8 protein-coding genes are annotated in these 11,909 nt (G+C 63.0%); 3 read left to right on the top strand and 5 right to left on the bottom strand.

From position 1 onward, the window contains the following. Window positions 1-13 precede the first annotated feature (13 nt). The gene (locus tag WB785_RS21755) at window positions 14-1,402 is read right to left on the bottom strand and encodes a mechanosensitive ion channel domain-containing protein (RefSeq protein ID WP_424081714.1); all 1,389 of its coding nucleotides are present in this window, start codon (window positions 1,400-1,402) and stop codon (window positions 14-16) included. After that, entirely contained in the window at window positions 1,399-3,576 is a 2,178-nt protein-coding gene (locus WB785_RS21760; RefSeq protein WP_424081716.1) for an adenylate/guanylate cyclase domain-containing protein, read from the bottom strand. Before WB785_RS21760 ends, WB785_RS21755 begins: the two co-directional genes overlap by 4 nt. A gap of 142 nt (window positions 3,577-3,718) precedes the next feature. Between WB785_RS21760 and WB785_RS21765 the strand changes: the two genes are divergently transcribed. After that, on the top strand, window positions 3,719-4,576 hold the full coding sequence (locus tag WB785_RS21765) for a PfkB family carbohydrate kinase (RefSeq protein ID WP_424081717.1): 858 nt from the start codon (window positions 3,719-3,721) through the stop codon (window positions 4,574-4,576). Between the two features lie 18 nt (window positions 4,577-4,594). On the opposite strand, the gene WB785_RS21770 is transcribed toward WB785_RS21765, so the two are convergent. Next, entirely contained in the window at window positions 4,595-6,637 is a 2,043-nt protein-coding gene (locus tag WB785_RS21770; protein ID WP_424081719.1) for an NAD(+) synthase, read from the bottom strand. Window positions 6,638-6,695: 58 nt separating this feature from the next. Here WB785_RS21770 and WB785_RS21775 point away from each other — a divergent pair, with 58 nt between their 5' ends. Further along, window positions 6,696-7,241, top strand: coding sequence for a cysteine hydrolase family protein (locus tag WB785_RS21775; protein ID WP_424081721.1), 546 nt, complete (start codon window positions 6,696-6,698; stop codon window positions 7,239-7,241). Here WB785_RS21775 and WB785_RS21780 read toward each other — a convergent pair whose 3' ends face one another. Next, window positions 7,242-7,868, bottom strand: coding sequence for a hypothetical protein (locus tag WB785_RS21780; protein ID WP_424081723.1), 627 nt, complete (start codon window positions 7,866-7,868; stop codon window positions 7,242-7,244). Window positions 7,869-7,887: 19 nt separating this feature from the next. Next, entirely contained in the window at window positions 7,888-10,755 is a 2,868-nt protein-coding gene (locus WB785_RS21785; protein WP_424081725.1) for an SUMF1/EgtB/PvdO family nonheme iron enzyme, read from the bottom strand. A 164-nt stretch (window positions 10,756-10,919) separates the two neighbouring features. On the opposite strand from WB785_RS21785, the gene WB785_RS21790 reads away from it, so the two are divergent. Then, window positions 10,920-11,768, top strand: coding sequence for a Sir2 family NAD-dependent protein deacetylase (locus tag WB785_RS21790; RefSeq protein ID WP_424081726.1), 849 nt, complete (start codon window positions 10,920-10,922; stop codon window positions 11,766-11,768). The last annotated feature ends 141 nt before the right edge of the window (window positions 11,769-11,909 follow it).

The raw sequence follows: 11,909 nt of genomic DNA on the forward strand, positions 1-11,909 counted from the left end.
CGGCCGGCCGCACTCACGGCGCCGGGCTGCCGACGCGCTTTCGCCGGTCGTCGATGATGCGTCCCAGTTCTTGAAGCAGCAGAGGTGACCGCATGACGAGATCTTGGATGTGCTCGCGGTCGATCTCCAGCGCTGTGACTTCTTCCAGCGCATAAGCCGAACCAAGGTGTGGTTGACGGGTCAGTGTGGTCAGCCCGAGGAAGGACCCTTCTTCCAGCACAGACAGTGGCAGCACTGAACCGTCTTCGGTAGTGGTTGTCAGCCGGACGGTGCCCTTGACCAAAAAGGTCATCGCGGTGGGCACTTCACCGGCCATCAGCACGAATTCGTCGGTGCCGTATCGAACGATTCTGGCGTGCGCCTGCAGGGACTGTTGGTCGGTGAGGCTCAGCCGCAAGGCCGGTGCCACAACAGTTCGCATCGCCATCTGCACCCGTGCGGGAGTGGAAAAGTCGTCGTCGGCGCCGTCGAGATGAAGGCCCTCACGCCGGGCCGCGTACCAGATCCATCGCAGGAAAGTCGAGCGCGCCGGGCCGTCGTCGGCTGGCGACTTCAACCCGATGGTGACGAGGTACTCGCCGCTGCCGGTCGCCACCGCGGTCGGTGTGGTGCCGGGCTTGCGCTGCGGCAGCATGTCCGCGATCCGCGATAGCAGCCGTCGCACCAGGTCGGGCGGGTCGGCCGGAGAAAACATGGTGGTTATCGACAATTTGTGTGCACCTGGGGGGCGACTGAGATTCGTAAACGAGGTAGCGGCGAGCACCGAATTTGGGGTGATCTGCAATCCGCGGTCGGTTTGGATGTGAACGGCGCGCCAGTTCGCTTCCACTATGCGTCCCCGCGCCGCCGGGGTATCCAGCCAGTCGCCGATCCGAAAGGGTTGCTCGAACAACATGAACAGGCCCGACACGATCTGACCGACCGAATTCTGCAGCATCAGGCCGATGACCACCGACGTAACGCCCAGCGCGGTGAACAGCCCACCGACACGCACTCCCCATACGTAGGAGAAGATCAGCGCCAAACCCACCGCGATCAGCAAAAGCCTTGTTACGTCGCGGAATATCGTCGGTACCCGTCGGCGCCAAGAACCTTGCGGGGCTCCCTCGAACAGGGTGGCGTTCAGCCCGGACAACAGCAGCACCAGCACCAAAAAGCCGAATACCGTAGCAAGTACCCGCACCGAGGTGACCTGTGCCGGAACCTGCACCACCTCGGTCAACAGCAGCAACAGGGCGGTCAGCGGAACCAGATAGTTGCGCAGCACGTTGATCGGTCGGGCCAGAGCGCTTTGCCTACGTGCGAGCACCTGGTGCAATTCGGTGAGACCAATCAGCGTGACGGGCAGTGCGACCGTTAGCCCGACGGCCCAGTAAAGCCAAGCTGGCTCAGAGAATTTCACCTGCGGTCCGCCAATCGCCAGATCGGCTGCTCCACGCCGCCGACCGTAATGCTGCCTGCGGGCGTGAACTGCCGAATGTCATGCATCACCTCGTATACCTCGGAGGTGACATAGATCCCCGACTCCCCTGCACCGCTATGCATCTGGTGGGCAAGGTTGACGGCGGCACCCCACATGTCATAGATCACGCTAGTGCGACCGACTAATCCGCTGATGACGTTGCCGGTGTTAACGCCGGCCCGAAGACTGAGGTGGTGGCCCGTCTGGCTATTGAATCGCTCAATTATGTGTTGCATCTCTAGGGCAAAGTCGATGGTTCGGGGCACGCTGTCCAGCCGCGGAACGTTCAAGCCGCAGCTGGCGAGGTAACCGTTGTGCACGGTCCGAATCGGCTCAACACCAAGGGTTTCTGCCGCTGAATCAAGTTCACGGACCAGTGCGTCGACAATTCCTACCAATTCGTCACCCGAGAGTTGGTCCGAGATCTCATCGAGGCCGACGAAGTCGGCGAAGATAACCGTGACGTCCTGGTGCTCTTGGGCGATAGTCTGTTCGCCGTCGCGGTAGCGCCGCACGACCGGCTCGGGCATCAACGACAGCAGCAGCCGGTCGTTTTCTCTGCGTTGTTCGGTAAGCAGGTCTTCCTTGATCTGAAGATTCCGGCTCATCTCGTTGAAAGTGACAGTGAGATCGCCTATCTCGTCACGCGATGTCACCGGTATCGTGATGTCATACTTGCCTGCGCTTACCTCCTGTGCGCCGGCTTGCAGCCGCCGGAGGGGTCGCACGAATATCTGGGCAACCAGCATCGCCGCGACGCAGATTACGAAAACTACCGCCGTGACCGTCAATACCAGGGTCCGGGTGAATGACCTGATCCGGGCGTAGGCTTCGGCGGTGTCCCGGGTTGCAACGATCGACCAGCGCAGGTCGGAATTCGGCACGGATAACGGCGCGTAGGCCGCCAGTTCCTTGTCTCCCAAATAGCCGGTGTCGACGACGGTTCCGGTCTGTCCGCGCTGGGCGGCGCGAACAGCTTTCGTCTCGACGGGCTGGACCAGCGTCGTGCCGTGCCACTTGATCGCTTTTTCGACGATGTCGGGTGGTGTACCTGCCGCCACGGCTTCGCGCTGGTATTTCTTCGGGTCTTCGAGGAACAACCGTGAGTCAGAACGCATCAGGTTGTCCGGACCGGCCAAATACGTCTCGCCGGTCTCTCCCAAGCCGGCAGCTTTCCAGTGTTTGTTGGCCGTCATCAGCCTGTTGACTTTCGAGATCGGCAACGGCAGCGCCAGCACTCCCGCCGTCTTGCCCGCTGCAATGATCGGCGATACCAGCCATGCGACGGGCGCCCCGAGCGCGGCCTGGAACGGCTGGAAGTCGGTGATCCACACGAAGTCCACCGAGTCGGCCGCCATTGCCTTTTCATATGCGCCGCGCAAGTTGGACTCGCGATAGGGACCGGTCAGGATATTGGTGCCCAGCGCGGGGCCCTTGTTCACGCTGTACACCAGGTTGCCCCGAGCGTCGAGCAGCATTGCATCGCGGTATTCGAAGCGCGTCGCGATTTCGCGAAAGTAGTTGTTGAAACGGGCATTCGCGGCCGACCACGCGCTGCCGTCACCGGGGTCATCGGGCGGGGCTGAAGTGCCGAACGACGGGACGGTGTAGTGCAGTTGAAGATACTTTTGCGCGTTGTCGTCCGGCAGCACCGCATCGATGCTCAGCTTCTCGCCAGTAGCCTGCTGGATAGGTTTGATCAGCTTTTCGTTGTAGAAGGTCATCAGCGACTGTTGTTGGTCAGGCTCGATCGTCGCATTGGCCAGTTGGTCGAAGCCGGCGGTGAACGCCTGCAGCGCATCGACGGCGGTTGACCCGCTGCTGTAGACGATCAGGGAATTCGTCAAGTCCGCGAACAGCATCTCGATTGCCCGCTTCTGTGCCTCACGCGCCTGGACCGCTCGATCTTCGGCAGCGGGCAACAGGGCATGACGTCCCGCTATGTACTCGACGACGCAGATCACCGCCAACGACGCAAGGCTGGATACCAGCAGCATCACCATGATCTTGGACTGAATGCTGAGCCGGGACAGCACCCGTGGGTTCCGCCTGCCCTTGCCGGCCGGGACCGTTTGCTCTTCCGGCACCGGATCAGTTGAGCGCGGCGGCGTCAATCGGCTTCCTTTCGCTGTCAAACGGGAAAAGCGCAGATCACGCAGCAGCGTAACGCGAACGATCTGCTGAAATCGGATTTGCCGAAAACCGTTATCAACGCCCCGTTGTGAAACGGAGCGCGACTGAAATACCGTCGGCGGAATGACACGCATATGCGTGGTGGGCAGTGTGAATATGGACATCGGGTTGAACGTCGACACGCTGCCGCACCCGGGCGAGACGGTGCTGGCGACGTCGGCCCGATCGACACCCGGCGGCAAGGGCGCCAATCAGGCAGTGGCTGCGGCGCGCGCCGGAGCGCAGGTGCAGTTCGTCGGAGCCGTGGGTGACGACCCGGCCGCTCTGGCGCTGCGCGAGCACTTGATCGCGAATGGTGTGGGCACTGATGGACTGATCACGTTGCCCGGTCCTAGCGGAAGCGCAGTCGTCGTGGTGGACTCGGCGGCCGAGAACCTCATCGTTGTCGCGCCAGGCGCCAACGGTCGCCTGACGCTAGACTCCGCCGCGCTGTGCGGGCTCGTCGCCGACTGCGATGTGCTGTTGCTGCAATTGGAGATCCCAGTCACGACAGCGACGGCCGCTGCCCGCGAGGCGCATTCGGCCGGAGCGACCGTGATCGTCAACGCTTCACCGTCCGGCGGCGATCCAGGCGAGCTGGCCGAGTTAGCCGAAGTGACCGATGTGGTGGTGGTCAACGAAGCCGAAGCGGCGCAATGGGTTTGGCCGGTTGCGCATCGAGTGATCACCCGCGGCGGCAGCGGCGCCAGCTATGCCGGCGGCGGTGAGGAGCTCAACGTCGCGTCACCGGCGCTGGAGGTCGTCGACACCTCGGGTGCCGGCGACGTATTTGCCGGCGTGCTCTCCGCGGGGTGGACCAACGGCCGCGACCAAGCATTGCGTCGGGCTTGTGCCGCCGGCGCGCTGGCCACTCTGGTGCCCGGCGCCGGGGACTGCGCACCGTATGCCGATGCGATCGACGAAGCGACTTCGGCGGACTGATCAAGAGGGCTTCGAGTCCTACTCCTCGGGAACCTCGCGCTCGATCTCGTCAAGCCAGGCCTGCGCCGACATGTCCGACGGGGCGCGCCAGTCCCCGCGCGGCGACAACGCGCCGCCGTGCGACACCTTGGGCCCGTTGGGCAGCGCCGAACGCTTGAATTGGCTGAACGAGTAGAAACGCTGCACGAAGACGGCCAGCCAGTGCCGAATCTCCTTGAGCGAGTATGAGGGTCGCTTGTTCTCCGGGAACTCCGGCGGCCAGCCGCCATGCTCGGGATCACTCCAAGCGTGCCAGGCCAAGAACGCGATCTTTGACGGGCGGAAGCCGTAGCGCAACACCTGGAACAGTGAAAAGTCTTGCAGGGCAAACGGCCCGACCTTTGCCTCGCTGCTCTGCAGTTCTTCTTCTTCACCGCTGGGCACCAGTTCAGGGGTGATTTCAGTGTCGAGCACAGACTGCAGTACCTCACCCACCTCCGACTCGAACTGGTCGGAGGAGATCACCCAGCGGATGAGGTGTTGGATAAGCGTTTTGGGCACGCCGCCATTGACGTTGTAGTGCGACATCTGGTCGCCGACACCGTATGTCGACCAGCCCAGCCCCAGTTCGGACAGGTCGCCGGTGCCGAGCACTATTCCGCCGCGCTGGTTGGCCAGTCGGAACAGATAGTCGGTGCGCAGCCCGGCCTGGACGTTTTCGAAGGTGACATCGTAGACCTTTTCGCCGCGTGAGAATGGATGATCAATCTCCTTGAGCATCAGCTTCGCGGTCTCGGTGATGTCGATTTCGGAGAACGTGACACCAAGGGCTCGGCACAGCTCAACAGCGTTGCGTTTGGTGCGGTCCCCGGTCGCGAAGCCGGGCAGTGTGAACGCCAGAATGTCGCTGCGCGGGCGTTGTTCCCGGTCCATCGCGCGTGCAGCGACGATCAGCGCGTGCGTCGAGTCCAGACCACCAGAAATCCCGATCACGATCTTGGGATAGTTCAATGCGCGCATCCGCTGTTCAAGCCCGGCGACCTGAATGTTGTAGGCCTCGTAACAGTCGTGCTGCAGCCGGTTACGATCGGTCGGCACGAACGGAAAACGCTCGACCTCGCGAAGCAGTCCGATGTCGCCGGACGGTGGATCAAGGCGAAACTCGATGCGCCGGAACGATTCCGCCATCACCCGGTGGTGACGCCGATTGTCGTCGAATGTCCCCATCCGCAGCCGCTCCGCGCGAATCAGCTCGACGTCGACGTCGGCGATGCTGCGCCGTTCCCCTTTGGGGAACCGTTCGGATTCGGCGAGCAGTACACCGTTCTCCCAGATCATGGTCTGGCCGTCCCAGGCCAGGTCGGTCGTCGATTCGCCCTCCCCCGCGGCGGCGTAGACGTAAGCGGCGAGGCACCGCGACGATGCGGAGCGGGCGAGCAGGCAGCGATCTTCGGCGCGACCGATCGTGATCGGGCTACCGGACAGGTTGGCCAGCACGGTCGCGCCCGCCAATGCCGCTTCAGCACTGGGCGGAACCGGCACGAACATGTCTTCACAGATTTCCACGTGCAGCACGAAGTTGGGCCGGTCGGAAGCGGCGAAGAGCAGGTCCGGACCGAACGGCGCTTGCATACCGGCGATTCGAATCGTGCCACGCTCGTCGTCACCCGGCGCGATCTGGCGGCGCTCGTAGAACTCCCGGTAAGTGGGCAGGTAGGACTTGGGTGCCACGCCAAGCACAACACCGCGATGGATGACCACCGCAGTGTTGTAGATGCGGTGCCGGTAACGCAGTGGGGCACCGACCACCAAGACCGGCAGCAGGTCACTGGACGCGGTGACGACATCCAGCACGGCATCCTCGACGGCGTCGAGCAACACGTCTTGCAGCAGGATGTCCTCGATCGAATACCCGGACAGCGTCAGCTCCGGGAAAACGGCGAGACCGACGCCGTCCTCGTGGCACTGGCGAGCCAGCCGCAGAACCGACGCGGCATTGGTCGCCGGGTCGCCGATCGCGGAATGGTGAGTGCACGCCGCGACACGGACAAACCCCTGGCTGTAGGCGTTATAAAAGTCCATCGCCCTTCCATTCTCACCCGGCCGGTGTCAACACCCGACCATCGGGTATCACCACAGCATGAGCGACACCACTGTCCTAGTGGTCGACATGCTGAATACCTATCAGCATCCCGACGCTGAAGTACTGATACCCAATGTGGCAGAAATCATGGAACCGCTATCCGACCTGGTTCGACGCGCCGGTGAATCCGACGACGTCGACCTGGTGTACGTCAACGACAACTACGGCGATTTCACCGCCGAGTTCTCCGATATTGTTTGCTCCGCCTGTAACGGGGCGCGCCCCGACCTGGTGGATCCGATTGTCCCGCCCGAGGGAAGCCGGGTGCTGACGAAGGTCCGCCACAGTGCTTTCTACGCGACGGCATTGGCGTATTTGCTTGATCGGCTCGAGACCAAGCGGTTGATTCTCACCGGTCAGGTGACTGAGCAATGCATCCTCTACACCGCGCTGGACGCCTACGTGCGCCACATCCCGGTTGTGATCCCGACGGACGCCGTCGCCCATATCGACGCCGAGTTGGGCAAGGCGGCGCTGACGATGATGGAGCAGAACATGGACGTCAAGTTGACGTCAGCCGCGGCGTGTTTGGACTCCGGATAGCTACCCGGAGCCGGGCGCGGTGGGTTGCAGGGGAAAGTATGTGGTGCGGCCGTCCCAAATCAGCCCAAGACGGTCGAAGACCACCGGGCCGGTAAAGGTCAGCACCCCATCCGAGGGTCCGTAAGTCGCAGTGATATGCGGTACCCAGGGGTCGTGTTGAGAAGGCAGAGCACAGAACTGGGCCGCCAGCTGCACCGCCTGGTCGTGCCAGGGGTCCAGATCGGCGGAATCTCCCACCACATACACCACCGCGGTGTCGGACTGCCCGCTCTGCGGGTTGAAAATCGCATGACCGAACGCCTTGGCCTCGATCGGATGGGCGTTGGTCGCGGTGAGTTCGTCGAGCCGTCGTTGCAATGCGGCCTCGTCGAGGTTGCAACCGGTGTCGCCGAAGTCCACCAGGGTCAGGTGCAAATCGGGCACCTGTTCGCCGCCGGGAACGGCCAACGCTTGTGCGTCCGTGATCCGGGGATACAGCGCGATGATCCGACCGGTGGCGTTGGGCGAGAGCGTGTCAGCCAACCGTACGGCCGGCGCGTCCGACCGATGCACCGCAAGCGGTGCTGTGGCAGCGGACCACATCAGGCAGGCGATCAGCGCAACGCGCCAAGCAGATATGACCGGCATGACGCACAGCCTGCCAGGCTCATTGGGTGAGCTCTCTGACGACCCGGATCCCGCGGCTGTAGTTGCGATTGTTTTCGTCGTAGTTGCCCCGTTCGGCGACGCGCGCGGTGTCGCGGCCAGTCACCCAGGATCCCCCACGGTCGACGCGCAGGCTGCAATCCGCGCCAGTGATCCACGCCGAACCGTCGGTTGGGGAGCCGTTGTAGCTGGAGTGGTAGCAGTCTTGCACCCATTGCCAGACGTCACCGCTGACGTCGTAGAGGCCGAACGGATTCGGCTTAAACGACCCGACCGGAGATGGCCCGTGGGCGTCCCACGTGCTGCCGCACCCTTTGCAGTTGGCGTTTCCGTTGCCGATCGTGTCACCCCACCAGAAGGCGGTCGACGTGCCGCCCCGCGCCGCGTATTCCCATTCGGCCTCGCTGAGCAGCCGGTAGGTGTGGCCGGTCATTTTCGAGAGCCAGCTCGCGTACCGGTCGGCGTCATCCCAGGTGACGTTGATGGCCGGCTGCCGCCCGCGCCCGTATCCACCGTCGGGAGCCTGCGCACAACCGCCGACCTTGGCGCAGGCGTCCCACTCATCGAATGTCACATCGAACTGGGACACCGCCAACGCATGCGGGATCTTCACCTGGTGCTGCGGGCCTTCGTTGCGGTCCCGCCCCGGTTCGTTGCTGGGTGATCCCATGGTGAATTCGCCGCCCGGAATGACCACCATCTCCGGACAGTTCGTGCCGCACTCATGGAAGTGGTTGCCCGGCTTCAACGCTCGCTCAGCATCGGCAGTGAGTCGGTAAGGGCGGTAGTTCGCCAGCATGTACGGGCGCATCTTGGTGTACCAATTGATTTGGTCTTTGATCGTGGCCTGGTTGATCCAGCCGACAAGACCGATGATGATGCCCACCAGCATGGTGTACACACCAATCCTGGTGCGGCGCCTTCTTTTCCGCCCTGCCGACTCGACCTTCCGACATGCGGTAATGTAGTCGCGCTCGTTCGGCTCGAGGTTGGCCGCGAGATCGGAGCGTTCGCACAGCCGGTTGGCAGCCGCCAGCCGCCCGGCTGAGTGCGCCAGCCAAGTTGCGTTCTTGTCGTTTTGCACCCATTCGCCAGTGGCCCGCTTGACGCCTTCGAGCACCGCGAGGAGTCCCGCGTCTTCGTTGAGCCAACCCGCGAGCAGATCCCACTGCCGTAATAGCGCCTCGTGCGCCGGCTCGATGCTGACTTCCTTGGATTTCTTCACGACGTCTTTGGTGAGCAGGCGCTGGTCCACCAAGTGTTTGAGCAGCGGGCGGCATTCCCCAGGTATCTCCGACAAGCGCGCCACGCGGCGGCGAGGCGCGCGTGTGTCGGGATCGACGCTGGCGAGCCAGGGAATCAGACCGTTGTGCAGCAGGGTCAGTCGGGTCTTGCGGTCGTTCGGGACAGTTGGGTCGGCATCTGCCGTTGTAAAAGCTCGCTCGACTGCTGCCTCGATCGACCCTTTGATGCCGCCCAGTGCTTCGTAGTCCACTGTCGTCAAGGCGCCCGCACCGTTGTTCTGCAGGTAAAGGCGCTCAAGGGTAAAACTCAAGAGCGGCAAGGCATCCTTGGCGCCGCTAGCCTCAATGTCGCCGAGCAGCGTTTCAACCAGGTTCTCGTCAATCTTCAGGGGTCGGTTCGTTTTCTCCAATCGCGTTGCAGGGCCCTTGATTACTTCTGCATACGACCCTCGTGGCATCGGCCCGAGATCGAAAAGAATTTTCTGGATACCCTGGAATGCTTGGCTTTCCTGCAAGTGGCTGTAGGTATCCGAACGTATGGCGACGATGACGATCGCCGCGGGTTGATCGGCGACGAGTAAAGCTCGGAGCAGGGCCAGCAGCTTGTCGGCTTCCTGTTGGCCTTCTGCGACGAAGAGTTCTTCGCCTTGGTCGATCGATATCACCAGTGTCGGTTGCTTTTTAGGCGCATCGTCGCCGAGGGTCGGCGGCGTCTTCTTGTCGATCAGCCCTTGCAGGATCGGCCGCAGCGTTTCAGCGCCACCGTCGATCGCGGCTTGCAACTCGGCGCGCGGCCTGACGATCCCCGCGGCATCGAGGCTGCCTTTGAGTGCACGCAGTAGACCGGTCTCGCTGGAGATGGCCGCCTGCTCGGGCCGGATGATGGGCAACGGCACGAACGCGCGGTCGTCGCGCTCAATTCGCGCGAATATGCCGGCTCGCAGGAACGACGACTTGCCCGCGCCCGATGCCCCGAGCAGCACCATCAGCCGTGGCGGCGCCGCCTCGCGCAAGCCGCGAAGCTGATCCAGCGCTTGGACGATCGGCGCGTCCCGGCCGAAGAAGATGCCGGTGTCTTCAGCCTCAAGGGGTTTCAGGCCGCGGTAGGGAGGTCGCTCCGGGTCTGACTTTGGCGGCCAATCGAAGAACCGTGGATCGAGGCCCGCCTGAACCAACCCCGCCCGCAGCCGCTCAAGTCCTTCGCCGGAGAAGCTGACCTCACACTGCTGATGCGTCTTTGGCAGGGTCACCGAGTAAGTCCGGTGGTCGCGGCCGCAAGCCAGATCGACAAGCTGCCAGGTTCCGCTCAGGTCCGCCGGAATGGCGCTCGGGTCGAGGTGATCGATCAGCACGCCGAACAAACGCTTGTTAAGCCGTTGGGCCCACATGTATTCCCTTAGGCACCAACGTGAATCCAGCCAAGGGCGGGATAGCAGACACAGCACCGCTTCACAGCGTGACGCCGCTTCATTTAACGCGCGCTCCCACCGGTCGCCGGCAGCTATTCCTTTCACTGGGTCCAGATCGAGAAAGATGTCGTCCCAGCCTTCATCGGCGAGCCACTCGCGCAGGCCCACGGCCTCCGCGTTGTTCGCGCTCGAATGGCTTATGAACAGTTGCGACATCGGCGCACGCCCTAGGATGGTTTCCTACCCAGCAAACGGGAGTGTATTCCGGCGAGGCGCCCGAAGCGGGTAAACAGCAAACAGTCTTTTCAAGCGGCAACCATGTGGACCGGCGCGTCCACCGACAGCGCGGCGGGACAGCCGGGGGCCGTACCCTCGAATGGGTGACGGCGTGCGAGGAATCTCCGGAGCTGGTCGCGCTGTTGGCCGGTCGCCGGGTCGTTGTGTTGACCGGCGCGGGGATTTCCACCGACTCCGGTATCCCTGATTACCGCGGACCTGATTCGCCGCCGAGCACTCCGATGACGATCCGGCAGTTCACCTCCGACCCGTTATTTCGTCAGCGGTACTGGGCGCGCAATCACGTCGGCTGGCGGCACATGGATGAAACGCTGCCCAACGCCGGGCACCGGGCGGTGGCTGCGCTGGAGCGCGAGGGTGTGGTGACCGGCGTGATCACCCAAAACGTTGATCTATTGCACACCAAGGCCGGCAGTTATAACGTCGTCAACCTGCACGGCACCTATGCGCAGGTGATCTGCCTAAACTGCGGCGAGTCGATGAGCCGCGCGGCGCTGGGCGAAAAACTCGATGCGCTCAACCCAGGATTCATCGAACGCGTCGGGGCTGGCGGCGCGCTGTCGGTTGCTCCGGACGCTGATGCCGTCGTCACCGACACTGTCGGCTTCCGCTACCTGGACTGCCCATCGTGTGGCGGCATGGTCAAGCCCGATATCGTATATTTCGGCGAGAGTGTGCCTAAAGCTGTTGTCGAACAAGCATTTTCACTTGTGGATGCGGCCGATGCGCTGTTGGTGGCCGGATCATCGTTGACCGTGTTTTCGGGCTACCGGTTTGTGCGCCATGCCGCGGCGCGCGGCATTCCGGTCGCCATCGTCAACCGCGGGCCCACCCGCGGCGACGACATGGCCACCGTCAAGGTCGACGGCGGCTGCTCGGAATTGCTGACGCTGCTGGCCGAGGAGCTATCCACTCGCCGAGCGTGGGCTTAATGCGCGGCTTCCGCGGGCGGATTCATACGGTCAGTGCAACATCCGTGGATTTAAGGGGTTGCGATGCCGAGTGGATATCCGCATTCGAGGGCTGTGCGCTGGAGGTTGTTCGACCGGGTGTGTCAGGGAATCCCGTTGGAG

It is taken from the genome of Mycobacterium sp., assembly GCF_049585075.1.
GTDB lineage: Bacteria > Actinomycetota > Actinomycetes > Mycobacteriales > Mycobacteriaceae > Mycobacterium.